General features: G+C 41.5%; 24 protein-coding genes and 1 tRNA gene. 12 read left to right on the top strand and 13 right to left on the bottom strand.

The features are described from left to right. The first annotated feature begins 57 nt into the window (after positions 1 to 57). On the top strand, positions 58 to 621 hold the full coding sequence (gene ahpC, locus ACTJIX_RS00795; protein WP_005222564.1) for an alkyl hydroperoxide reductase subunit C: 564 nt from the start codon (positions 58 to 60) through the stop codon (positions 619 to 621). A gap of 66 nt (positions 622 to 687) precedes the next feature. On the opposite strand, the gene ACTJIX_RS00790 is transcribed toward ahpC, so the two are convergent. Then, the gene (locus tag ACTJIX_RS00790) at positions 688 to 1,779 is read right to left on the bottom strand and encodes a zinc-binding metallopeptidase family protein (protein ID WP_005222565.1); all 1,092 of its coding nucleotides are present in this window, start codon (positions 1,777 to 1,779) and stop codon (positions 688 to 690) included. Between the two features lie 310 nt (positions 1,780 to 2,089). Between ACTJIX_RS00790 and ACTJIX_RS00785 the strand changes: the two genes are divergently transcribed. Beyond that, positions 2,090 to 2,296, top strand: coding sequence for a KTSC domain-containing protein (locus tag ACTJIX_RS00785; RefSeq protein ID WP_005222566.1), 207 nt, complete (start codon positions 2,090 to 2,092; stop codon positions 2,294 to 2,296). 23 nt (positions 2,297 to 2,319) lie between these two features. On the opposite strand, the gene ACTJIX_RS00780 is transcribed toward ACTJIX_RS00785, so the two are convergent. Together ACTJIX_RS00780 and ACTJIX_RS00775 are read right to left on the bottom strand one after the other, a co-directional pair. Next, on the bottom strand, positions 2,320 to 2,910 hold the full coding sequence (locus tag ACTJIX_RS00780) for an O-methyltransferase (RefSeq protein WP_005222567.1): 591 nt from the start codon (positions 2,908 to 2,910) through the stop codon (positions 2,320 to 2,322). Between the two features lie 27 nt (positions 2,911 to 2,937). Next, positions 2,938 to 3,156: a DUF1653 domain-containing protein gene (locus tag ACTJIX_RS00775; protein WP_005222572.1), complete on the bottom strand. Its 219-nt coding sequence runs from the start codon at positions 3,154 to 3,156 to the stop codon at positions 2,938 to 2,940. A 235-nt stretch (positions 3,157 to 3,391) separates the two neighbouring features. Here ACTJIX_RS00775 and ahpF point away from each other — a divergent pair, with 235 nt between their 5' ends. The 3 genes from ahpF to ACTJIX_RS00760 all read left to right on the top strand — a co-directional run bounded on the left by ahpF (position 3,392) and on the right by ACTJIX_RS00760 (position 5,871). Next, positions 3,392 to 4,957 (top strand): alkyl hydroperoxide reductase subunit F, encoded by a 1,566-nt coding sequence (gene ahpF, locus ACTJIX_RS00770; protein WP_005222577.1) that lies wholly within the window; start codon positions 3,392 to 3,394, stop codon positions 4,955 to 4,957. A gap of 299 nt (positions 4,958 to 5,256) precedes the next feature. After that, entirely contained in the window at positions 5,257 to 5,505 is a 249-nt protein-coding gene (locus tag ACTJIX_RS00765; protein ID WP_005222579.1) for a hypothetical protein, read from the top strand. A 174-nt stretch (positions 5,506 to 5,679) separates the two neighbouring features. Next, positions 5,680 to 5,871, top strand: coding sequence for a hypothetical protein (locus ACTJIX_RS00760; protein WP_005222584.1), 192 nt, complete (start codon positions 5,680 to 5,682; stop codon positions 5,869 to 5,871). Positions 5,872 to 5,876: 5 nt separating this feature from the next. On the opposite strand, the gene ACTJIX_RS00755 is transcribed toward ACTJIX_RS00760, so the two are convergent. Beyond that, positions 5,877 to 6,515 carry a LysE family transporter gene (locus ACTJIX_RS00755; protein ID WP_005222585.1) on the bottom strand — a complete coding sequence of 213 codons (639 nt, stop codon included), beginning with the start codon at positions 6,513 to 6,515 and terminating at the stop codon, positions 5,877 to 5,879. Positions 6,516 to 6,647: 132 nt separating this feature from the next. Further along, a complete protein-coding gene (locus tag ACTJIX_RS00750; RefSeq protein WP_004892709.1) occupies positions 6,648 to 7,214 on the bottom strand; it encodes an FxsA family protein in 567 nt (188 codons plus the stop codon). Positions 7,215 to 7,334: 120 nt separating this feature from the next. Between ACTJIX_RS00750 and ruvC the strand changes: the two genes are divergently transcribed. After that, positions 7,335 to 7,877: a crossover junction endodeoxyribonuclease RuvC gene (gene ruvC, locus ACTJIX_RS00745; RefSeq protein WP_004815506.1), complete on the top strand. Its 543-nt coding sequence runs from the start codon at positions 7,335 to 7,337 to the stop codon at positions 7,875 to 7,877. On the opposite strand, the gene ACTJIX_RS00740 is transcribed toward ruvC, so the two are convergent. Together ACTJIX_RS00740 and ACTJIX_RS00735 are read right to left on the bottom strand one after the other, a co-directional pair. Continuing rightward, the gene (locus tag ACTJIX_RS00740) at positions 7,874 to 8,164 is read right to left on the bottom strand and encodes an acylphosphatase (RefSeq protein WP_005222587.1); all 291 of its coding nucleotides are present in this window, start codon (positions 8,162 to 8,164) and stop codon (positions 7,874 to 7,876) included. The two genes, ruvC and ACTJIX_RS00740, sit on opposite strands and share 4 nt — an antisense overlap. A 7-nt stretch (positions 8,165 to 8,171) precedes the next feature. Further along, positions 8,172 to 9,644, bottom strand: coding sequence for a bifunctional ADP-dependent NAD(P)H-hydrate dehydratase/NAD(P)H-hydrate epimerase (locus tag ACTJIX_RS00735; protein ID WP_005222589.1), 1,473 nt, complete (start codon positions 9,642 to 9,644; stop codon positions 8,172 to 8,174). 23 nt (positions 9,645 to 9,667) lie between these two features. Between ACTJIX_RS00735 and queG the strand changes: the two genes are divergently transcribed. Both queG and ACTJIX_RS00725 read left to right on the top strand, forming a co-directional pair. Next, positions 9,668 to 10,762, top strand: coding sequence for a tRNA epoxyqueuosine(34) reductase QueG (gene queG / locus ACTJIX_RS00730; RefSeq protein WP_005222590.1), 1,095 nt, complete (start codon positions 9,668 to 9,670; stop codon positions 10,760 to 10,762). A gap of 106 nt (positions 10,763 to 10,868) precedes the next feature. Continuing rightward, positions 10,869 to 11,078 (top strand): hypothetical protein, encoded by a 210-nt coding sequence (locus ACTJIX_RS00725; protein WP_005222592.1) that lies wholly within the window; start codon positions 10,869 to 10,871, stop codon positions 11,076 to 11,078. A 158-nt stretch (positions 11,079 to 11,236) separates the two neighbouring features. On the opposite strand, the gene ACTJIX_RS00720 is transcribed toward ACTJIX_RS00725, so the two are convergent. Both ACTJIX_RS00720 and exaC read right to left on the bottom strand, forming a co-directional pair. Then, complete coding sequence (locus ACTJIX_RS00720; RefSeq protein WP_005222593.1) at positions 11,237 to 11,476, bottom strand: hypothetical protein; 240 nt, start codon at positions 11,474 to 11,476, stop codon at positions 11,237 to 11,239. A 494-nt stretch (positions 11,477 to 11,970) separates the two neighbouring features. Further along, the gene (exaC, locus tag ACTJIX_RS00715; RefSeq protein ID WP_005222596.1) at positions 11,971 to 13,482 is read right to left on the bottom strand and encodes an acetaldehyde dehydrogenase ExaC; all 1,512 of its coding nucleotides are present in this window, start codon (positions 13,480 to 13,482) and stop codon (positions 11,971 to 11,973) included. 206 nt (positions 13,483 to 13,688) lie between these two features. Between exaC and ACTJIX_RS00710 the strand changes: the two genes are divergently transcribed. Then, positions 13,689 to 14,870: a transcriptional regulator gene (locus ACTJIX_RS00710; protein WP_163165669.1), complete on the top strand. Its 1,182-nt coding sequence runs from the start codon at positions 13,689 to 13,691 to the stop codon at positions 14,868 to 14,870. Between the two features lie 440 nt (positions 14,871 to 15,310). On the opposite strand, the gene mdh is transcribed toward ACTJIX_RS00710, so the two are convergent. Both mdh and ACTJIX_RS00700 read right to left on the bottom strand, forming a co-directional pair. Further along, positions 15,311 to 16,483, bottom strand: a complete 1,173-nt coding sequence (gene mdh / locus ACTJIX_RS00705) for an iron-dependent methanol dehydrogenase (protein ID WP_005222600.1) — start codon at positions 16,481 to 16,483, stop codon at positions 15,311 to 15,313. A 201-nt stretch (positions 16,484 to 16,684) separates the two neighbouring features. Then, positions 16,685 to 16,761 (bottom strand) — tRNA-Ile (locus ACTJIX_RS00700). Positions 16,762 to 17,539: 778 nt separating this feature from the next. On the opposite strand from ACTJIX_RS00700, the gene ACTJIX_RS00695 reads away from it, so the two are divergent. Further along, the gene (locus ACTJIX_RS00695; protein ID WP_004815491.1) at positions 17,540 to 18,100 is read left to right on the top strand and encodes a 1-acyl-sn-glycerol-3-phosphate acyltransferase; all 561 of its coding nucleotides are present in this window, start codon (positions 17,540 to 17,542) and stop codon (positions 18,098 to 18,100) included. Positions 18,101 to 18,356: 256 nt separating this feature from the next. Beyond that, positions 18,357 to 19,106 (top strand): YebC/PmpR family DNA-binding transcriptional regulator, encoded by a 750-nt coding sequence (locus ACTJIX_RS00690; RefSeq protein ID WP_004815488.1) that lies wholly within the window; start codon positions 18,357 to 18,359, stop codon positions 19,104 to 19,106. A gap of 135 nt (positions 19,107 to 19,241) precedes the next feature. On the opposite strand, the gene ACTJIX_RS00685 is transcribed toward ACTJIX_RS00690, so the two are convergent. Beyond that, positions 19,242 to 19,712, bottom strand: a complete 471-nt coding sequence (locus ACTJIX_RS00685; protein WP_004815486.1) for an Lrp/AsnC family transcriptional regulator — start codon at positions 19,710 to 19,712, stop codon at positions 19,242 to 19,244. 359 nt (positions 19,713 to 20,071) lie between these two features. On the opposite strand from ACTJIX_RS00685, the gene ACTJIX_RS00680 reads away from it, so the two are divergent. Then, positions 20,072 to 21,646: a hypothetical protein gene (locus tag ACTJIX_RS00680; protein ID WP_004815485.1), complete on the top strand. Its 1,575-nt coding sequence runs from the start codon at positions 20,072 to 20,074 to the stop codon at positions 21,644 to 21,646. A 53-nt stretch (positions 21,647 to 21,699) separates the two neighbouring features. Here the strand turns inward: ACTJIX_RS00680 and ACTJIX_RS00675 are convergent, their stop codons facing one another. After that, the gene (locus ACTJIX_RS00675) at positions 21,700 to 22,464 is read right to left on the bottom strand and encodes a glutathione S-transferase family protein (protein ID WP_004815483.1); all 765 of its coding nucleotides are present in this window, start codon (positions 22,462 to 22,464) and stop codon (positions 21,700 to 21,702) included. Positions 22,465 to 22,646: the final 182 nt, after the last annotated feature.

The following is a 22,646-nucleotide window of genomic DNA, read 5'->3' as shown; positions in this document are numbered from 1 at the left end:
CCAAAGTTCGCTATTCTTATTCAAAATTAAAGACTAACCTCAATCATGGAGACAATGATGAGCTTGATTAATACTGAAGTTAAACCATTTAAAGCAACTGCATTCCAAAATGGCCAATTTGTTGAAGTTACTGAAGCTGACCTTAAAGGTAAATGGTCTGTAGTATTCTTCTACCCAGCTGACTTCACTTTTGTTTGCCCAACTGAACTTGGTGACCTTGCTGACAACTACGAAGAATTCAAAAAACTTGGTGTTGAAATCTACTCAGTTTCTACTGACACTCACTTCACTCACAAAGCTTGGCACGATTCTTCTGAAGAAATCAAAAAAATCCAATACGTAATGGTTGGTGATCCTACTTGGACTCTTGCTAAAAACTTCGACGTACTAATCGAAGCTGACGGCCTTGCTGACCGTGGTACTTTCGTTATCGATCCAGAAGGTAAAATCCAAATCGTTGAAATCAACGCTGGTGGTATCGGTCGTGATGCTCAAGAACTTCTTCGTAAAGTTAAAGCAGCTCAATACGTACACGCTCACCCAGGCGAAGTTTGCCCAGCTAAATGGAAAGAAGGCGATGCAACTCTTGCTCCTTCAATCGACCTAGTTGGTAAAATCTAATCTGTATTAGATTAAACTGATTCGAAAAAGCCACGCATTTTGCGTGGCTTTTTTATTGGCAAGATTTTAAGCAACTTTACGCTGCGCACCCGCTGTTTTCTGAATCACATCATGGATGAATTTCAATTTCTGTTGCACCACCGGATTGATCAGGAAAGGATAAAAATCCTCCTGCCCCATACTGCGATTTAGGCTATTCATGGCAAATGCTACGGGTAACCAGGCCTGGTAAATTTCATCAAAGCTAGAGGTGTAATAAGGATTAATCCGTTTCGTTAATGTCATTAACTGATCATCACGTTCTTCGACGACATGCGGACGAATCTGCATGCCGAAGGAATCTGCCGTTTCCAGAACATCAACGATATGTAGGTAATGTGCCCAGGTTTCTGCCCAATCCTCCCATGGATGCATGGTGGCATAAGTACTGATATAACGCTCCATCCAGTCTGCAGGGGGCCCTTGATGATAATGTCGGTCTAAAGCTTCCTGATAATCCATACGTTCGTCACCAAACAATTGCCGACAGGGTTCCAGAAACTCGGTGTTATCGACCAACACATCCCAATAATAATGCCCAATTTCATGCCGGAAATGCCCAAGCAAGGTACGATAAAGCTCCTCCATATTCTTGCGCTCCATGGCACGCTCGACATCATCCGCTTCTGCAATATTCAGGGTAATCACGCCATTATCATGTCCTGTCATCACCTTAGGTTCATCTGGGCTATTTGGATTGGCTTTAAAATCAAAAGCTAAACCAGATTCAGGATTTTCCTGTCGGGACTGCAACGGTAACTTCCAGCGTAATAAGGAATATACTAGACGATGTTTCGCAAGTTCAATTTTATGCCAGCGCAGTCGATATTGCGGTTCATTTAAATTGGGAATGACACGGTTCAAACGACAAGCTAGACAAAAGTCATGCGGATCTTCTTGCGGAATGACCCAGTTACACACAGCATATTCAGCATTGGAACAATAACGGTATTTAGCCTGCGTATCCGGCTCTGTCAAAATTGATCCATCTGTATCTGGTTCTAAAGCCACGATCAACATGGTCGAGCTATCAAAGCCCAGCATATGCTGACATGCAGTACAGTAATTATTATCAAAATAAACAGGTTGATGACAGTGGGAGCACTTGAATAATTGCATGTTAAAAAACTCTGATTCGTTCTTGTTTTCCCTTCATCTTAAAGCAGTTTTTTTGGCCTACTTTAAATTTTTTGTAGCATTTTCTTGCAATAGGTATCAAGAGTTTGCATATTTTTTGCTTAATGGAAATGTATAGTTTCTTGATAAAGACTTTGCCATGCTGTATTTATTAAATTAATGATTTTGGAAAGTCTGAGAAAGATACACAATTTACAAAGCGACTATATAGAAATCAGTGCCCTTGAATTAAGTTCAAGACATAGACCAATAAGAATTAAATCTAAATCTTCCTATCTATTGGAGGTGCAGTATGGCTCTACTTTTAACGGTAATTTCCTGGAAATATAATCCTTCTAGCCGCCACCTTAAAATTTTCTATGACAATGGCTTGACCGAGCTTTATCACCCAGTGCCTGAATATATTTATGACAATCTGCTCAGGAGGCGTGACAAAGCTGCTTTTGTGAAAAAATACCTAGAATATGATCTTAACTTTACCCGGATTTATAGTGATTAAAACCGGTCATTTATTAAATACTATTATTGGAACGTGATCAGTAGTAGTCCTGCACCGATATTAATTGTAGAAGACACAAAGCGCTCATCCTGATCGACCAATGCCTTAAATTCTGCCACTTGTTCCGCATGGGAAAGTACATTATCTACCACGAGCAATCCACCCTGCCGTTGCAACAGTTGCGGCAGGTAATTCCAATACTCAACATACGCATCACGCTCAGCATCGAGCAGAATAAAATCAAACTGTTTCTGACAGGACTTTAAATAGTTCAAAGCATCCATTACCTGAAAATCAATACAATGATCCAGCTTTAGATGCTGGGCATGTTGCTCAGCTTCTTTCGAGCGTTCGGCATCAATCTCCAAAGTCACCATATGACCTTGGGTATCCGATAAGGCTTCAGCCAGCCATAAAGTGGAATAACCTGTAGAAGTTCCAATTTCTAAAACTCGTTTAGATTGCTGAGCACGAATAAGAATAGAGAGGAACTGCGCTGATTCCGGCTCGATATTACGATAGCGTTGTAGTCGATCGCTCAGACCAGCATCATGCGCACTAAAGCGCGCATATAATCCACTGACGTAGTTCTGAAAATTATTTAGCTGCTCCATGCTTTACTCTCTTATTCAAATTATTTTTTATAGTGGCGTGATCAGTTTAAAGCGCTCTAGTTCACGGTCATCATCTAAAGTGATTGTTTCAGTGAACATACTGAGTGGACGTACCCAGATCGAATAATCACCATATAGGCATTGATAAACCACTAGCTTTTCTTCGGTTTCACTGTGGGTTGCTACATGCAAGACCTGATAAAGTTTACCTTTGTAATGTTGATAAATGCCGCGCTGAAGTTCCATAGTTATACTCACTAATTCCGGTAGTGCTCATCTTAACTGAAAATCCGTTTCAGACCAGCAGAACACTTGAAATTTCCAACATTACCCACATATAGAAGATTGAAATAAATGATGAAATTTTCATTTTATCTGCAAATCCGATTGAATAAATAAAAACTACCTGTTTTACCTATTCATCTATTTCACGTAATATGACTTCATCGAATGAATTATTACTCCTATGGGGAAGTTAGCAATGTTAGATCAAAATACAACAGCTCAATTAAAAGCCCTTTTAGAACGCCTTGAAGGTCCAATCGAACTGGTAGCTACTTTAGATGCATCAGATAAATCTGCAAAAATCAAAGAACTTGTAGAGGAAATCGCTGCTCTTTCTGACCTAGTGACTGCCCGTTTTGATGGTACTAACAAACGTGCACCAAGCTTTGGTGTGGCAAAAGCCGGTGAACAGCCTCGCGTGTTCTTCGCAGGTCTGCCGATGGGTCATGAGTTCACATCTTTGATCTTGGCATTGTTACAAACTTCAGGTTATGCACCAAAAGTGTCTGCTGAAGTTCTGGAATCTATTAAAGGTCTAGGCATTCAATCTGACTTTGATGTATTCGTATCTCTTAGCTGCCATAACTGCCCAGACGTGGTTCAGGCATTGAACCTGATTGCGATCTATAACCCAGGTACAACAGCAACCATGATTGATGGTGCTTTCTTCCAGGACGAAGTAGAAGAACGCAAAATCATGGCAGTGCCAATGGTGTTCCAGGACAATGAACATATCGGTCAAGGCCGCATGACTTTGGAAGAAATCGTAGCCAAACTGGATACCAACTCTGCAGCCAAAGATGCTGAAAAGCTCAATGCCAAAGAAGCATTTGATGTATTGGTGATCGGTGGTGGTCCTGCAGGGAATACCTCTGCAATCTACGCTGCTCGTAAAGGCATTAAAACCGGGATCGTCGCTGAACGCATGGGCGGTCAGGTAATGGATACCATGGACATTGAGAACTTCACTTCAGTGCAAAAGACTCAAGGTCCTAAATTTGCGGCTGAGATGGAAGCACACGTTCGTGAATATGGTGTTGATATCATGAACCTGCAACGTGTATCGAACATCAAAGGTGCAGATGAAACTGCCAACGGTCTGGTTGAAGTCACTTTAGAAAATGGTGCAAAACTTGAATCCAAAACTGTGATTCTGTCTACTGGTGCACGCTGGAGAGAAATGAATGTTCCAGGTGAAACGGAATACAAAACTCGTGGTGTAGCATACTGCCCACACTGTGACGGTCCACTGTTCAAAGGCAAACGTGTTGCCGTGATTGGTGGTGGTAACTCAGGTGTAGAAGCGGCGATTGACCTGGCTGGTATCGTTGAGCATGTGACTCTGGTGGAGTTCGACACTAAACTTCGTGCTGACCAAGTACTGCAAGACAAATTGAACAGTTTGTCAAACACAACAGTCATTAAAAATGCCTTGTCGACTGAAGTGGTGGGTGATGGTCAACAAGTGACTGCATTGAAATACAAAGACCGTGCGACTGATGAAGAGCACACTGTTGAGCTTGCAGGGATCTTTGTTCAGATCGGTTTATTACCTAACACTGATTTCTTAAAAGAAACTAAAGTTGAGTTAACTAACCGTGGCGAGATTGTGATTAACGAACGTAACGAAACCAATGTGAAAGGTGTATTTGCTGCAGGCGACTGTACCACAGTGCCTTACAAGCAGATCATTATCGCTACAGGTGAAGGTGCTAAAGCATCACTGTCTGCATTTGATTACATCATCCGTTCTGGTCAATAAGCCAGAGCGAAACAAAAAGCCTGCTTTATGCAGGCTTTTTGCTATTTCGAGATCATGCTAAATGGACGACATAATTGAATTAAGTGACTATAATTTCTTGGCAATTATTCTTTTAACTATCAAATCATTAAATTCAAGCAGCATTCTTTCTGAATAAAGGATTGTCCACAATCGCTTACACGTTTAACCTCATTACACGCTATCGAATACAAACAATCTCTCACATAATATAAACAAACATCCAAGGATTGATGTTTAAAAATAATAACCATAAAAACTAGTAAAATAAGGAGAAAAATATGCAGTATCAATATCATTGTGCATGCTGCAATAAAGCTGTTACATCCACTGATACTTCATGCCCGAATTGTGGCTCACATAGCATCAGAAGTCCCTATGGTTTCTGGATGTTTTGCTTATTGACCTGCTTAGCTGCAGCAGTCGTGTTTAAAGTGGTTCATGTCTATTCACAAGAACATCAGGATGTACCCACCAAAGATGTGATTTTTAATGCATTACAACTTGAAGTAAAACAACAATCTTCATAATTCTAATAACGATTCATTTTCACGGTTCGTTCTCCTCAGGGGCCTGATATTGAGTATCAGGCCTAATCATTTTATAAACACTGATTCTCAAAAGCCTAGCTATATCCCTTAGAAATTCAGCAACACTCTGCCTAGTTGATTTACAATAATGCGAGTCTTATTGAGGTATTGAGTATGGTGCAGTTAATTCGCAAAGGTGGTTTAAGAGAACGTGCCAATCGCAGTCGTAGCTATCAGGGTTCAGAAAATACAGAAGCCACGCTCAAGCCAAACCGATACAGCAATTCACAAAAAACAGAAGAAAAAAAAGAGGAAACTGCGGTTTCCCCTGTTCCGGCTGATCAAGATTCATCTCGTCAGGATTGATCGTCTTAATTCATCAATACTAATGCATCATACCAAAGCCAGATCGCAAAGATCAGGAACAGTACGCCTGAAATCAGATCAATATAGTTGCCCGCACGTTGGTACAGCACTTTGATTTTAGGCTGTGAAATAAGCAGCATCAGTAAAGCAAAAGTCAAAAAGGTTTGTAATGGAATAATCACCGCCAGTTGTGATTTCAAATAATCTGAAGCAGATGAGCTCAATGCCAGCGAAAATACACTGCTAAAATAAATTAGTGTTTTAGGATTAGATAGATTGGTCAATAAACCCAAAGTAAAATAATTTTTCGGTTCATTCATTACTATCTGATCGTCGCTAGTTTCATGACGTTGTTTAAATGCCTGTAATCCGCCTTTGAGCATCGCCCAGCCCATTCTTGCCAGAAATGCTCCACCCACAATCATGAGTACTTGCTGAATCCAGGGGAATTGGTCAATCAGCACGGTAAAACCAGCCAGGGTCAGCACTACCCAAACCACGATCCCTGCCGAAATGCCGGCAATAATTTTTAAGGTATTGGCACGGGTAGTAGATGCTGCACTTCGTGCAATCAGCAGGACGTCCGGTCCGGGGCTCAGTTGAGCAATAAAATGCAAACCACAAATGGTTAACAACAAAGACATATTTCTTCTATTAGCAATGACTGAAACCGCAGCATTATAACTTTTGTTTAAATTTTCGCAGTACTTTTATCTTAATTTACTCACATAAAAAAGCCGAATCATGGGATCCGGCTGCATAAATGTAAATCGAAATTATTTTGGATTCACATCTTTCATTTCAATCTTTTTCGCTTCTGGCGTCACTTCACGTGCTTCACCATCAATAATGGTTGAATCGCCACGACCACCTTGCTGATTTTGCATTTCCTGCATCTGACGCATCATTTCTGCAAATGGATTCTGACCTTGAGCACCGCCCATATCGCCCATCATGCCACCCATCATTTTTTCCATCATGGCTTGCTGGCGTTTCATCATGACTTTCATCATCGTCGCTTTAAATGCCTGTTGTACAGCGGGGATCAGCATTAATACCGCCAACACGTCTGTAATCAGACCTGGAATCAGCAGGAAAAAACCAGCTAGAATTTTCGGCAGATTATTGGTCATGGCCGGATCGGCACTCATCTGGCCCATTTGCATTTGTTGCATCTGCGGCATGAGTCCGGTGGCATATTTACGAATCAGGTTCATACCGATAAAGAATGCGGCCACAAACCAGAAAAAGACGTACCACATGCTCCCGACGAGGTCGCCCACGCCAATCCACACAAATACTTCCAGGATTACGCCAGCAAGGATAATAAGAAATAATTTCATGAAAATTAATCTAATCTCTATTCAATAATTAAGGATGTAATCAACTGCTTCATCAGGATCAAGCTTTTTTGATACGCTTATGTAACAATATGGGCATTATTTTATTTTTAAAGTGCAGGCATGTCATTAATTATTGGGATTGACCCAGGTTCACGTCTTACAGGGTATGGCATTATTCAAAAAGAAGGTTCCAAACTGTCTTTTGTGGATGCAGGAACCATCAGGACGGAAACTGCGGAAATGCCTGAGCGATTAAAGCGAATTTTTGCCGGGGTTGAACGTATTGTTAAATTCTATGGTCCGACAGAAGCGGCCGTAGAACAGGTGTTTATGGCACAAAACCCGGACTCTGCCCTGAAACTCGGCCAGGCCCGTGGTGCGGCCATTGCAGCACTGGTCAATCTGGATCTGCAAGTCGCTGAATATACGGCACGTCAGATCAAGCAGTCTGTGGTTGGCTACGGTGCAGCAGAAAAAGAACAGGTACAGATGATGGTCATGAAAATTCTAAACCTCAGCATCAAACCCCAACAGGATGCAGCGGATGCCTTGGCTGCGGCAATCTGTCATGCCCATGCTTCGGGTAGCATGAGCAAGATGGCAGTACTGAATGCTTTAGGTGGCATGGCACGTGGACGTAGCCGTGTCAGCAGACGTCGTTAATCATTAAATGAACGTTTGATCTGAAAATTGTCAAACTGATATTCAGCAGGATTTAATTCAAGTTGCTGAATATCAGCTACATCCGCATGAATTGGTCCCTTTTGACTACGTATAATCATCTCCTGAATTTTCCTCTCATCTCCAACCACTACAGTCTCTACCTGTGCAGTTGGCAGATTTTGTACATAGCCTTTTAATTCCAGTTCTACTGCCTGAACTTCAAACCAATTTCGATGGCCTACTTTCTGCACTGTTCCTGAAATAATCAGTTTCACGGCCTGCATCATGACTTCCCTAAAGATTAACCACTTTATAAATGGCTTGTTTCATATCCTGTGCCTGCAAACCACGCTGACCATATTTTGCCAACTCATCTCCGGCCAAGGCATGTAAAGTCACGACTTCATGCAGATGAATATCCTCATGCAACTGGGCTTTCAGACTGGCAATCATGCCAGCCAGTACATCACCCATCCCTCCAGTGCCCATACCCGGATTGCCAGCCGTACAGATATACAGCTGATCTTCCAAAATCAGACTACCTGAGCCTTTCAAGACCCACTGTCCTTGGAATTTCTGCTGTAAGGTATGAATGGCAGCGATTCGGTCAGCTTCGATTTCTTGAGTTTTAGATTTCAATAAAGTCGCGGCTTCGCCCGGATGAGGGGTGCAATAGGTTCGTGGATTTAATTGTTCTGGTTGTGTTGATAGAAACCAGAGTGCATCTGCATCTAATATGATTTCCAGTTCTGATTGCTGAAGTGCAGAAAACCAGAACTGATACTGCTGTTCAGCCCAGAGATCACGTCCTAAGCCCATACCAAAACAAACGGCATCTACTTGCTGCAACAGATTGTCACGCTGATTTTCATCTAGGGCATTCATATCCCGAAGCATGATATTTGGTGCCCGTGAAAGGATTGCCGTATGATGTTTGGCATCACAAATAACAGTCACTTTACCCGCTCCTGCTGCAAATGCAGCTTCAGCTGACATGATTACTGCACCACCCATATCAGCATGACCGCCAATCACCAGTACATGTCCATAGCTGCCCTTATGTCCAAAGGCCTGACGTTTGGGTAAATGGATGTGAGTACCAGATAATTGAGCAACAGGTTTCAATTCAGCATCGGTTGGAATTGCAGATATACATTCCACTTGCCCAACGTAGGCTTTCGCCTGCCCGGTAAACAAACCTGTTTTAAGCCCCAGTGCCGTATAAGTATAATCAGCTTGAATAGCGACTGGCAAAGGTTGCCCAGTATTAGCATGGAGACCACTTGGAATGTCAATTGCGATTTTTAAGCCCTTTTGAGCATTAATACTTAGAATTATCTGTTGCCATGTGTCATTGAGATCACGGTTAAGACCTATCCCAAATAACGCATCAATATAGGCATCATATTCAGTCTGAAAATCAAAATGCGGATAGACTTTTATGCCTGCATCAAGTGCTTCCTGACTCGCCGAAGCCAGATCCTGTGAACCACCCTTTTCTGCTGCATAAATCTCTATCTCAAAACCAGCCTGCTGTAGGTACTTCCCGACCAGATATCCATCTCCGGCATTATTACCCTGCCCACAACAGACCGCGACCTTTTGAACATTCTCTTCAACAAATAAAGGAATCAGGCGCTGTACAATGCTCCAGGCCACTTGCTGCATCAGACCATAAGAACTGTTTTTTCGGGCAAACCAACGCTGCTCCCAAGCTTGAATACTTTGGCTATGATAAACGGGGCTATGGTAAACTCGTTGCTGCATTTTTTATTCCCTGTTCCCGGTTTATGACTACACCCGATTCTCCCGCGCAAATTCAGGTTTTTCAAGAGGATCCAGAAGTCCTCAAAGCATGGATCAAAGTACAAGCGCTGGAATTGGGTTTTTCTGATTGTGTCATTGCCCGGCCGGATGCTCAAGCAGAATTGCCACGCCTGAAGGAATATCTGGAGCGTGGTTATCATGGCGATATGAAATTTCTGGAAGAAAATCTGGAAAAACGCGCTGATCCAACGCTATTAATTCCAAATACTAGATCAATCATCTGTGTTCGTATAGATTATCTGGTCGAAACACCTGAACCGCGAATGGTCCCAGATGCGCCAAACTCGGCGATTATTGCCCGCTATGCCCGTGGTCGTGATTATCACAAGACCATGCGTGGTCGGCTAAAAATGCTATCGGCTAAAATCAAAGAAAAAGTCGGAGAATTTGAATCACGTCCTTTTGCCGATTCAGCACCCGTTTTTGAAAAGTCTCTGGCTGAAAATGCCGGTATGGGCTGGACTGGTAAACATACGCTGCTGATTCATAAAAAATCCGGTTCTTTCTTTGTACTCGGCGAACTGTTTACTTCACTGGAACTGCCATTTGATGAACCGACGACCAAACACTGTGGTTCTTGTACGGCCTGTATCGATATCTGCCCGACACAGGCGATTGTTGAGCCGTATATGCTGGATGCACGGCGCTGTATTGCCTATCTGACCATTGAATATAAAGGTATTATCCCTGAGGATCTTCGTCGTGGCATTGGTAACCGGGTATTTGGTTGTGATGACTGTCAGTTGATTTGTCCATGGAACAGCTTTGCCAAGACGACGACCATTGCAGACTTTCATCCACGGCATGGACTGGATCAAGCCAGCCTGCTGGATTTATGGCAATGGGATGAGCCCACCTTTTTAGCTTCGACAGAAGGTAGTCCACTACGGCGTACCGGTTATCAAAGCTTTATGCGCAATATTGCTATTGGTTTAGGCAATGCGCCGTTTAATCCAGCGATTATTCAGGCCTTGCAAAACTCTCGCGCTCAACATGATGAAGTTGTACAGGTACATATCGATTGGTCGATTCAGGAACAACTTTCCAAATCCAGATAATTTTCTATCTTTACCTGGTGTCACAGATTCCATTAAAAGTCTTACACACCTCTGTTCCAGACTATGTCATAAATTTAAACAGTCTCAGAAAGGAAATGGAGGAACGATGATGTCATCAAGAAATCCAAATCAAGAGCTATTGGAACAGTTGCAGCAGGAACATCAGAAAGAGCAAATGCAGCAGCAACAGCAGCCTCAACATGGGCCGATTAATTCCCCAAAAAATAACCAGCATGAACAGGATCAACGCGTGTTCAACAAACAGCACCGTAAAGATCTACATGGACAAGACACGCATGGCAACCATAGTAAATAATCGATTTACTGAACAAGCAAAGCCCACTTTTTTTGTGGGCTTCGCTTTTAGAGAAAGATAAAATTCATTGATATGAAAACAACAACGATATTAATCACGTATAAAGTCAGTTATTTAGTTTCTTCAACTTAAATCAAATAAAGTTTTTAATAGGTCTGTTATTTCTGACTTCCACTTGCAGCAAAATTATGTGCTGTAATCAGGATGCCATATTTCGCATTAAGATAATCCCCTATCCGAATCACATCACTGCCACTGGCATGTTCTACCGTAAGTGTCTGAGTAATTGCATCATAATGGAATGAATCAAAACTCTCCTGATGCAGACTCAGCCAATGTAAAGTATCTGCCAGATTTTCATCGACAATATAGGTTTCAGCCTGAAAATCTTTGCTCATTGCACACCAATTTAAGCTCTTTATATATGTCGTATTTTAACGGAATATTCTTAATTTCAGGTATAAAAAAAGCGAGCAAATGCTCACTTTTTCTTAGGGTTAGGTTTTAATCTTTACTGATGCCACACTTGCGACATTCTCGCTGTGTGCCAATTTCTTCCATGTGTTGATATTCATAAATATGCAAGCAAAATATTTTTTTCAAAAGCTGAAGCATTGTCAAAACTCCCGTTTCATCATTATTTAAATACGCTTCTGTAGCCCACTCTTCCTGAGTGTCTATTGTTGTTTTGATTAAAAAACCACCTCTTACTTATAATCATCTTTTTTCGAAATGTAAAATCAATTTCATGCATTTTTTCAACTTTCCGATAAAGTTAAATTTCAATTGATTCATACTTTTAAACAGCAACTGTGATAAACATCGCAACTGCTACATATTGAAGAATCACCAGGATAAAAAAGCGAACCGAAGTCCGCTTTTTGCATTATTTTTAGAAGAAACCAGCCGGTTTGGTCGAGTAGCTGACCAGCAGGTTTTTGGTCTGCTGATAATGATCCAGCATCATCTTGTGGTTTTCACGACCAATGCCTGATTTTTTATAACCACCGAAGGCCGCATGTGCCGGATAGATGTGATAGCAGTTAGTCCAGACACGACCCGCTTCAATGGCACGACCAGCGCGATAAGCAGTATGGGTTGAACGTGACCATACACCAGCTCCTAGACCATAGATAGTATCGTTGGCAATTTTGATCGCATCGTCAAAATCCTTAAAGGTAGTGACTGCAAGCACTGGTCCAAAAATTTCTTCCTGGAAAGTACGCATGTCGTTGGTACCTTTAAAGATGGTCGGTTCAATATAGTACCCCTGACCTACTTCATGACGTGCACCGCCACCTACCAAAACTTCAGCTCCTTCACCGCGGCCTGTGGCAATACAGCCCAGAATTTTGTCCTGTTGCTCTTGAGATGCCTGAGCGCCAATCATGGTTTCAGTATCCAGCGGATGCCCGGTTTTAATACGCTTTACTCTGTCGATTGCCAGTCCCAGGAATTGATCTGCGATACTTTCTTGTACCAGCGCACGCGATGGACAGGTACAGATTTCCCCCTGATTCAGGGCGAACATGGTAAAGCCTTCCAAGGCTTTTTCCAGATAATCATCCTGCTGTGCCATGACATCTTCAAAGAAAATATTCGGTGATTTTCCACCCAGCTCCAGCGTTACCGGAATAATATTTTCAGTGGCATATTGCATGATCTGCTGGCCCACAGCGGTAGAACCGGTAAAGGCAATTTTCGCGATACGCGGATTGGTCGCCAGTGGACGGCCCACTTCTACACCGTAACCATTAACGATGTTTAATACGCCTTCTGGCAACAGGTCCTGAATCAGCTCTACCAGCACTAGGATGCTGACTGGTGTCTGCTCAGCCGGTTTCAGTACGATACAGTTGCCCGCAGCTAAAGCCGGTGCCAGTTTCCATGCTGCCATAAGAATCGGGAAATTCCATGGAATGATCTGACCGACCACACCCAAAGGTTCATGGAAGTGGTAGGCAATGGTATCTTCATCGATTTCTGAAATGCCGCCTTCCTGTGCACGGATACAGCCAGCAAAATAACGGAAATGGTCAATTGCTAAAGGAATATCAGCCGCCAGGGTTTCACGGATCGGCTTGCCGTTGTCCCAAGTTTCAGCAACTGCCAGCTGCTCAAGATTGGCTTCCAGACGATCCGCAATTTTTAACAGAATATTAGAACGCGTCGTTGGAGAAGATTTATTCCATTGCACTTTGGCTTTGTGCGCAGCATCTAGCGCCAGCTCAATATCTTCTACACTGGAACGCGGCACTCGGGTAAATACTTTACCGTCTACAGGTGAGAGATTATCAAAATATTCGCCTTTAATTGGAGCGATCCATTGCCCTCCAATAAAATTTTCATACTGGGCTTTGAAATGAACTTTTGAGCCAGGCTGATTCGGATCGATATAACGCATATGTATTTCCTTTGCTTATTTTAATCTATAAAAAAGCCGCATCTACAGCTTTGGTATAAGGTACACCCGTACATTATTTGATTAACATAACCTGTATAAGGTTGGAGAAAGGTTGGAACTCAGCAGGTTTACATTTCTTTTGATTCTTCATAAAAACAATAATAATTACATCGGATGTAAATCATGAATTATTGTGAGGATAAGGAATGATGACAGAGCAGAATTTGATACAACACAGGCAAAAAATTGACCAGCTACGTCAAAGCAGCAGTTTATCGCCATTGCATGCTGCACAGTTAGAACAGAGCATTGTCAGCTCCTGGCAACGCTCATCTTCAGCAGATATACCGAAGGATCGTTTGGCCGCCCCACTGGTCGATATCCAGAAAGTCGGTTCATCCTCGACTTTAAGCCATGCTTTACAATATTGTGCTGAAAATCTAAGGCATATTGCCAAACAGTCTTCTATGGTATTGGCTGTGGGAGATATTGGTAGCACCGTTCTCTGGACAGCATCCTGTCCTGAAATGCGCAAAGTTGCTGAAAATGTGCACCTGATCGAAGGTGGTCAATGGCGGGAGGAACTGGTCGGCACCAATGCCCTCGCCCTGTCGATCAAAACCCAGCAGTCGAGTTGTGTGTTTTCCAGTGAACATTACATGTCATCAGCACATGACCTGGTCTGTTATGCCGCACCGATTATTGATCCTTATTCGAAACAAATCCTGGGTGTGATTGATCTGTCAACAACCTGGCATAAACATAACAATTTAGGGCTGCTTGCTGCTGAGCATTGCTCCACACTTATTCAATCAGCCTTATTGGAATACCAGAAACAGCGATTGTATATTCGGGCTTTTTCAGTGCCTCAGGTAATTTTTAATGGCAAGGCGCTGGTCTTAACACCTCGTCAAACTGAAATTTTAGCGATTCTAGCTTTATGTCCACAAGGTCTAAGTCTGGATAGTCTGCACCAGGCACTCTATGGAGAACGTAAAGTCAGCATCGGCACCTTAAAAGCGGAAATGTCACAACTGCGAGATCTATTAGGCGGTATGCTCGGTTCCAGACCTTATCGTTTACTCGCCCATGTGGAAGCGGATTTCCTGCAAACAGAACAGTCGTTAGATGCTGGTTATATCGATTCTGCCTTAAAACTCTATACTGGCGTATTTCTGGCAAAAACCGAAAGTCCATTTTTATGTGCCTGGCGGGATTGTCTGGAATCACGTCTTAGTGATGCCATTTTCAAGGCCAATGAAACTGATGTACTACTCAAGCATGTGGCACGTTTTCCTGAAGCGATTGATGCAGTAGAACGTTTGATTGAATTGATGCCGAAAAACCATCCAGTGCATCAGACACTACTTAAGTTTCAAGATATTTAAACATCAGAATTTGTTGGGCTTTTAACTTTTCAGTCAACAATAGATTTGATTTATCTAACAATAAATTTTTTAATTTAGCTCAATATAAAAAGTCATTAAACACTTTAAAATTATAATTTTTATAAAACTTTTTCACTGAATCCATGACAAGAATCACCTTGTAGCAAGGTATATTATTTAATCATTTTTATTTTTGAAAAATCACTCATCCTCTCTTAATCTGTCACTCCCAGATGGAATAACCGTTGATATATCTTCGAAGTAACTGATATTTTAAGCAAAAAAAAGAGCAACGTCTGCTCCTTATCCTCTCAAGGATTTAGGATAAGCCAAGACAAACATATGGGGATACGCTTGTCTTGGCACACTTCATAAGAAGTGCGAGCAGGGTTGCAAAAAATGTAAGTCTGCCGAGTGGAGAGATGACTTACATTGAGGCATTACATTGCCGCTTTAAAAATGTCGACCACTTGCGCATGACTGGCCTTACGAGGGTTGGTCAGCATGCAGGCATCTTTTTGCGCATTTTCTGCCATGATGCCAAGGTCTGTTTCTTTTACACCGAGTCCTGCCAGACCAGATGGAATTCCAATAGAAGCTGAAAGCTGGCGAATGGCATTGATTGCTTCATAGGCTGCTTTAGTGACTGTTAGTCCTTCTATATTGACACCCATCAGCTGAGCGATTTTTGCATAACGATCTGGACAGGCAATCAGGTTAAATTCGCATACATGTGGGAGCAAAATGGCATTACATACACCATGCGGCAGGTTATAGAAGCCACCGAGCTGGTGTGCCATCGCATGCACATATCCTAAAGATGCATTGTTAAATGCCATACCTGCCAGATACTGCGCATAACTCATCGCATCACGCGCTTCGATATTGTCGCCATTCGCTACTGCTTGACTCAGCCATTCACTGATCATGGTAATGGCTTTTTCTGCACAGGCATCGGTAATCGGATTGGCCGCAGTTGATACATAAGCTTCTACCGCATGTGTCAAGGCATCCATACCAGTTGCTGCAGTGAGTCCGGCAGGCTTAGCAATCATCAGTTTAGGATCATCGATTGCGATTAGCGGTGTACAACGCCAGTCCACAATTGCCATTTTGACATGGGTATCGGTATTGGTAATGATACAGAAGCGGGTCATTTCCGAAGCTGTACCTGCTGTAGTATTGATGGCGATCAGTGGCGTCATCGGCACTGTACTTTTATCAATACCTTCGTAGTCGCGGATATGACCACCACCTGCTGTGACTAGTCCAATACCCTTGGCACAGTCATGTGATGAACCGCCGCCTAGCGAGACAATGAAATCACAGCCATTGTCATTGTAAGCTTGCACGCCGTTATGGACGTTAATATCAGTTGGGTTTGGCTCTGCGCCCGGGAAGATATGGCTGTCTACACCAGCCTCTTTTAAATAAGTTGCGATGGTATCTGCGACACCAAATTTGTATAAGCCTTCATCGGTAACAATCAGGGCTTTTTTGGCACCTAGATTTTGGGCTTTAACACCAATTTCTTTGGCACATCCTGGACCGAAAAGTGAAACACAAGGGATATAAAAACCGTTGGTTTGATCTGCAATATTCTTAAAAGCCATGGTGCGATTCCTTCTACCATTCATCTTATTATCGGTGACCCTCACCGTGATTTGAGTATTCAATGAACAATAAAAGAATCCTACCTACCAAAATCCAACCTTTTATAAGACTTTGTATTTTTAATTATTTTAGATAGTTAGTTTGATGAAAGGGATAAATAAAAAAGCACCTAGACATTTACTTCTAAGTGCTTAAGAATTTGGTGGGCCCAGACAGACTTGAACTGTCGACCAACGGATTATGAGTCCGCTGCTCTAACCAACTGAGCTATAGGCCCTATATGCCGAAAACCTTATTTATCAATAGGTTTAGGCGACAAGAATACTAGCTAAGATTTTTTTAAAAGACAAGCCTTTTTATGCCCACTTGCACACTTCATCAGCAATTATAAATTAGAAAAAATAGACACTTTGTAAATTCCTCATACTTTAGAAGGCTCTCATAGTCATTCAGAAGGAAAATTTCCATTTCTTTACAAAACATAGCTGCTATCAAAATATATTTAAAAATTAACTTTCGACTATGCTTTTATACTTTTTATATATAATTATTTAAATACTTTGAATGGCTGAATTAATTTTTATATCCGGATCAATTCAGCTATGAAATTAATTAAAAGCTTAAGCTTCGTGCTCCAAATTCTCTTCTTTGCGCATATCCAGATAAATTTCGATCAAAGACCATACAACAATGAGTGCAAAAATGAACAATGAGAGCACCAAAGCCGTTAAGTAAGTCATTCTTTATCCTCTCTCGCGAACATGATTGGAAGTGTCTTAAAGCCGAAACATATCCTTGGGCTTCGACAAAAGTCTAATAACTATTTTTTGTACTGAACAGCCATTTTTTAGCATTTTTAAGAGTATTTTTATCTATTATAAGACGTTTGACTAATTAAAATTAATTTTGTTATTGTTTTTAAATCTTAATTAACCATTACTCAATATATTTATTCACTTGCTTTTTGAATGTATTTAAGACTTTTAAATCAATTCCACTTGACGAAATATAAGAACAAGCACAAATTATGTTTTTTTTCACACACTCCATCCCCTATGTTTAAGAAATTCATTGGCGAATCTGCGTTTAAACTTGCAGGCTGGCAATATCACGTTGAACCAAATGTGCTTGAAGACAAGCAAGTGATTGTGGGCTTTGAGCATACTTCAATGATGGATGCCGTGCTTTCTCTGGCCTTATTTCAGATATACGACATCAAAATTCATACTTTGATTAAAAAAGAATTATTTAAAGGTCCATTTAAGCCATTATTAGAAAACATTGGCGGTATTCCGGTAGATCGTAAATCGAGCAAGGATATTGTGACCCAGATGGTTGAACTTTTTCAGAGTAATGAAAAATTCAATTTGGTGATTGCACCTGAAGCGACTCGTGCCAAAAATGGTGAAGAGCGTCGACCAATTCGTACCGGTTTTTGGCATATTGCCAAAGCAGCGAATGTGCCGATTGTACTCATGTATGCCAATTCTAAAACCAAACAGGGTGGCATTTTCGGAAAAATTTATCCAACAGACCTTGAACATGACCTGGCTTTAATGAAACAGCTTTATAAAGACAATGTCGGTCTGGATATCGTGATCCCTGAAAAAAAATAATGTATGTCCATGAGATGTTATGCATGACCTAGCATCTCATTTCTTCTTCTCCTTCTATACTCTTTTCCACAATAAATATTTTTTATTTTTAAACTAAATTATTACCTTTAATCCCCGAATAAATTTCTCAGTGCGTCTATTTTTTTGTCATTATCGTTAAATCTAAAAACCAGGCTCTTTTTTTAAAAAAAGCCCTTATGGTAGAATTTGCCCAATTCGATAGGCATACAGCCAATCTACAAGGAGCATATTTCGCATGGCGGGTCATTCCAAGTGGGCCAATATTAAGCATCGTAAAGCAAAACAAGATGCTAGCCGCGGTAAACTTTTTACCAAATATATTCGTGAATTAACTACTGCTGCAAAACTCGGCGGACCAGATGCGGGTAGCAACCCACGTTTACGTGCTGTTGTCGAAAAAGCATTGTCTGTAAACATGACACGTGATGTGATCAACCGTGCGATTCAACGTGGCGCAGGCGGCGAAGATAACGACGATCTTAAAGAAGTAACTTACGAAGGCTATGGCGTAGGTGGTGTTGCCGTAATTGTAGAAACAATGACAGACAACCTGAACCGCACTGTACCTGACGTACGTCACTGCTTCTCTAAAACTGATGGTAACTTAGGGACTAATGGTTCAGTTGCATTCCTGTTCACCAAACGTGGTGAGATTACTTTTGAAGATGTATCTTTAGAAGATCAAATCATGGAAGTCGCTCTTGAAGCTGGTGCTGAAGACATCGAAGTTAATGAAGATGAAATCCTGGTCATTACTACACCAGAAAGCTTCGGTACAGTTCAGGATGCTTTAGCTGCTGCAGGTTTAAAATCTGATAATGCTGAAGTTGTAATGAGCCCTTCCACCAAAGCTGAAATCACGGATATAGATCAAGCGAAAAAAATCATGAAAATGATTGATATGCTTGAAGATCTGGACGATGTTCAAAACGTTTATACCAACGTTGAATTCTCTGAAGAAGTATTGGCTCAGCTAGACGCTTAATCTTCAGGAAAACAAAAACGCACTTTTGGGTGCGTTTTTTATTTTGATCTATCTTATTAAATCATTTTGTAGGTGATTTCAATCAATTTACTTAGTTATTCGGAGACAAATATTTAGATAGTGCTATCTCTTCAATTAAACTTTATTGAGTAAGCCACTGCAGTTAAAAACATTATATTCCTTGATCACGAAGCTGGAATGCAGTGCGACCACATGTTCAATCTTGCCGATCTTGTTAAGCAGGATCTCACTGTAGTTTTCCATATCACGTGCAACTACTTCGACAATAAAATCTGCCGACTGCCCTGTTACCAGAAAGGCATTAATCACTTCAGGAATACTTTCCAGCTCACCCAGAAATTTGGCAAAAGTGTCACTATCATGTTTGCTTAAGGAAACCTGCAAAAGTACATGCAGACTGAAACCAAGCTTTTGATAATTAATTTCCCGTTTTAGACCACTAATAATATTATGGTCAATCAACTGTTTAATACGGCGATGAACCGAGCTGACCGAAAGATTCACCCGTTCAGAGAGTTCATTCAAATTGACATCTTCATGGGTCAAAATTTCAAGAATGTGCTTATCAAAACGATCTAATTCCATCTTTAGTCTCTTGCCACTTTATTAAAATACCTCATTATTTTACGCATAATATTGATATTTTTTTCATAAATTACCAGATATTTGCAAAAAAATACCAGATGATGATCTAGAGGAAATTTAAGTCCTTTCGATAGCCATTCATCGCATAAAATATATTTTAGATAAACGCAAATATCTAATAAACCATTATTATTTATCATAAATTAATCTGTTTAAAGCTTTATCCAGGCAAATAATACTATGTTCAAAACGTGATTATTCATGCTTAGATTTACACTTGTATAGAAATTGAATAAAAATTAGTCGTTTTATTTACAACGCAAAATAATCAAAACAAGACAAAAACGCAAGGAACGGTTATGGCTTTCAGTATTTTTAGTTCAATTAAAAGTAAACTCAGCCCGGTGCTCACGACAGAGACGCAAAACAAGAGTTTACTTAGCGGTTTTTTAGGTGGCAGTCTTTCTGGCATTATTGGTTCTATCACGGGTTCTACTCCCGCTACTCCTTCCCTAGATTCCCTCTTAAATAGCTTACTTTCAGGTAAGAGTTTAAGTTCAAGCTCCCTGACTGATTTAATTACTCAATTTACCGGTTCGAATGCTACAAAACTCGATATTAACAGTTTAATTAGCAAACTCACTCAAGCCAACGGCGGCAGTTTTGATCTGGGTTCGATCAGTAATCTGCTGGGTAGTTTAATGGGTAGCAATACATCAAATTTAGATTTAAATGCCGTGATTAAATTAGTCAGTGGGTTAATTGGTGGTAGTTCCGGTAATTTAGATCTCAGTAAAATTGCTGACCTGGCTGGTAACCTTCTGCAAGGCGGTGACATTGATATCGCGCAAATTGCTCAGCTTGTCGGTGGCCTAATTGGTGGTTCTGGCGGTCTTGAGGGTGTTGATATTGGTGCAATCGCAGGTCTTGTTAGCGGCTTAATCCAAGGTGGCGACATCGACATCGCGCAAATTGCCCAGCTTGTCGGTGGCCTAATTAGTGGTTCTGGCGGTCTTGAAGGTGTTGATATTGGCGCAATTGCAGGCTTGGTTGGCAATCTGATTGGCGGGAATGGTGATATTGATATCGCGCAGATCGCTCAACTCGTTGGTGGCTTAATTGGTGGTTCTGGCGGTCTTGAAGGTATCGACATCGGGGCAATCGCAGGTCTTGTTGGCGGCTTAATCCAAGGTGGCGACATCGACATCGCGCAAATTGCCCAGCTTGTCGGTGGCCTAATTAGTGGTTCTGGTGGTCTTGAAGGTGTTGATATTGGCGCAATTGCAGGACTAGTCGGCAATCTGATTGGCGGGAATGGTGATATTGATATCGCGCAGATCGCTCAACTCGTTGGTGGCTTAATCGGTGGCTCTGGTGGTCTTGAAGGTATCGACATCGGGGCAATTGCAGGCTTGGTTGGCGGCTTAATTGAAGGCAATGGTGACATCGATATCGGTCAGATCGCTCAACTGGTCGGTGGCTTAATTGGTGGTTCAGGTGGTCTTGGTGACTTCGACCTAGGTGCGATTACCGATATTATTTCTGGCTTCAGCAATAATGGCGGTGACTTCGACCTTTCACAATTGACCAATTTACTTGGTGGTCTCGTGAGTGCAAATGATAGCTCTGATCTGAGTGGCTTACTGGGTGGTTTAGGCGACCTAGGCAATGGTTTAGGTTCAAATGCATTTGAAAGCTTACTTGATGGAAGTCTAGGCGACTTAGGTTCGAGCATTATTCCAGAATTAGGTGATCTTATTTCAGGTGGTAGCTCAGTTGATAACAATATCAGTATTACTGAAATTATTCCGACCATCAAAGAAACAATTTCCAATATCTCGAGCGGTAGTCCATTACCGAAGTTTGACTTTAGCTCACTTCTCAGTGGCTTTAATAAACAGAGTGATATTGATCTCACAAACCCTTGGGGCTAAGTATCAAATAAAAAAACGCGCTTTAAGCGCGTTTTTTTATTTCACTATTTAACTTATACACCGCGCCAATCAATACGAGCATTACGTTCATGACGATAGATGTTTTTAATATATTGGCCTAAAGGCAATTCCGAGAGATAGGTCTGATAATCCCGATATTCATCTGACATAGATTCAAAGCTGTCACGCTCCCACGGTGTACCGGAAATTGCCAACAAAGGTGCCAACATTGAACAGACTGCAATATCGGCCAGACTAAAACGCGATCCAGCAAAATAAGCTCCCTTATTCTCGATCAGTGTCTGGTTCAGCTGTTCAACTGTCTCTTTAATATATTCACGGGACTGAGCAAGTGTATCTTCAGTAAGTGCATAACCTTTGCTGAGAAGGGTTTTAAGCAAAGGTTTGGAAAATTTTTCGAACTGACGCAGGTACCCCTTTTCACCGATCAGGATCTCCATCGATTCATGATCATGGGATAAAGCCTGGGCCAGCATCCAGCGACGGATATGACGTCCCAGTTCCTGAGTCATTTCATCAATCTCCAGCACTTTTTGACGTAAGCGCCCTTCTACTGGTAATAAACGATGCTCAGGATAATGTTCATCCAGATACAAGGCGATCTGGGTCGAATCTGCAATCCATTGTTCCTTGTCACGCAAAATTGGCAGACGGTTCTGTCCGGTTTTAAGACGAGCAAAGGCACGATGCGCACCTGGCATGAGGTTTTGTGCGACATAATCCAGTTCTTTATGATCAAGCATCCAACGTGCTTTTTCACAAAAATGTGATAAAGGAAACTGGTATAAGGTGCGCATAAAATCTCCATGTTGATTATTAAATTCGGTCACATTAAAACCATCTATTTCAGTTGGATACTTTAGACACCCTCAATTAGAAATACAATGTGCTTTTAATTCAAAATTAAGATGTTACTTATTCAACTCCACAATAGGGCTCTTTCATAAATCATTTTTGCATCACTACACGGAAAGGTTCT

The organism is Acinetobacter sp. 22323 (assembly GCF_052044895.1).
GTDB classification, from domain to species: Bacteria; Pseudomonadota; Gammaproteobacteria; order Pseudomonadales; family Moraxellaceae; genus Acinetobacter; species Acinetobacter schindleri.
This window is presented reverse-complemented; position numbering and strand designations above follow the sequence as displayed.

Excerpts from the sequence above, each read along its gene's own strand:
- ACTJIX_RS00765 (WP_005222579.1), top strand. The coding sequence starts at position 5,257 with ATGCAGTATCAATATCATTGTGCATGCTGCAATAAAGCTGTTACATCC.
- ahpF (WP_005222577.1), top strand. The coding sequence starts at position 3,392 with ATGTTAGATCAAAATACAACAGCTCAATTAAAAGCCCTTTTAGAACGC.
- ACTJIX_RS00675 (WP_004815483.1), bottom strand. The coding sequence starts at position 22,464 with ATGCGCACCTTATACCAGTTTCCTTTATCACATTTTTGTGAAAAAGCA.
- ACTJIX_RS00695 (WP_004815491.1), top strand. The coding sequence starts at position 17,540 with ATGTTTAAGAAATTCATTGGCGAATCTGCGTTTAAACTTGCAGGCTGG.
- ACTJIX_RS00790 (WP_005222565.1), bottom strand. The coding sequence starts at position 1,779 with ATGCAATTATTCAAGTGCTCCCACTGTCATCAACCTGTTTATTTTGAT.
- ACTJIX_RS00755 (WP_005222585.1), bottom strand. The coding sequence starts at position 6,515 with ATGTCTTTGTTGTTAACCATTTGTGGTTTGCATTTTATTGCTCAACTG.
- ACTJIX_RS00685 (WP_004815486.1), bottom strand. The coding sequence starts at position 19,712 with ATGGAATTAGATCGTTTTGATAAGCACATTCTTGAAATTTTGACCCAT.
- queG (WP_005222590.1), top strand. The coding sequence starts at position 9,668 with ATGACTACACCCGATTCTCCCGCGCAAATTCAGGTTTTTCAAGAGGAT.
- ACTJIX_RS00710 (WP_163165669.1), top strand. The coding sequence starts at position 13,689 with ATGATGACAGAGCAGAATTTGATACAACACAGGCAAAAAATTGACCAG.
- ACTJIX_RS00780 (WP_005222567.1), bottom strand. The coding sequence starts at position 2,910 with ATGGAGCAGCTAAATAATTTTCAGAACTACGTCAGTGGATTATATGCG.
- ruvC (WP_004815506.1), top strand. The coding sequence starts at position 7,335 with ATGTCATTAATTATTGGGATTGACCCAGGTTCACGTCTTACAGGGTAT.
- ACTJIX_RS00680 (WP_004815485.1), top strand. The coding sequence starts at position 20,072 with ATGGCTTTCAGTATTTTTAGTTCAATTAAAAGTAAACTCAGCCCGGTG.
- ACTJIX_RS00725 (WP_005222592.1), top strand. The coding sequence starts at position 10,869 with ATGATGTCATCAAGAAATCCAAATCAAGAGCTATTGGAACAGTTGCAG.
- exaC (WP_005222596.1), bottom strand. The coding sequence starts at position 13,482 with ATGCGTTATATCGATCCGAATCAGCCTGGCTCAAAAGTTCATTTCAAA.
- ACTJIX_RS00775 (WP_005222572.1), bottom strand. The coding sequence starts at position 3,156 with ATGGAACTTCAGCGCGGCATTTATCAACATTACAAAGGTAAACTTTAT.
- ACTJIX_RS00785 (WP_005222566.1), top strand. The coding sequence starts at position 2,090 with ATGGCTCTACTTTTAACGGTAATTTCCTGGAAATATAATCCTTCTAGC.
- ACTJIX_RS00740 (WP_005222587.1), bottom strand. The coding sequence starts at position 8,164 with ATGATGCAGGCCGTGAAACTGATTATTTCAGGAACAGTGCAGAAAGTA.
- ACTJIX_RS00690 (WP_004815488.1), top strand. The coding sequence starts at position 18,357 with ATGGCGGGTCATTCCAAGTGGGCCAATATTAAGCATCGTAAAGCAAAA.
- ACTJIX_RS00750 (WP_004892709.1), bottom strand. The coding sequence starts at position 7,214 with ATGAAATTATTTCTTATTATCCTTGCTGGCGTAATCCTGGAAGTATTT.
- ACTJIX_RS00735 (WP_005222589.1), bottom strand. The coding sequence starts at position 9,644 with ATGCAGCAACGAGTTTACCATAGCCCCGTTTATCATAGCCAAAGTATT.
- ACTJIX_RS00720 (WP_005222593.1), bottom strand. The coding sequence starts at position 11,476 with ATGAGCAAAGATTTTCAGGCTGAAACCTATATTGTCGATGAAAATCTG.
- mdh (WP_005222600.1), bottom strand. The coding sequence starts at position 16,483 with ATGGCTTTTAAGAATATTGCAGATCAAACCAACGGTTTTTATATCCCT.
- ahpC (WP_005222564.1), top strand. The coding sequence starts at position 58 with ATGAGCTTGATTAATACTGAAGTTAAACCATTTAAAGCAACTGCATTC.
- ACTJIX_RS00760 (WP_005222584.1), top strand. The coding sequence starts at position 5,680 with ATGGTGCAGTTAATTCGCAAAGGTGGTTTAAGAGAACGTGCCAATCGC.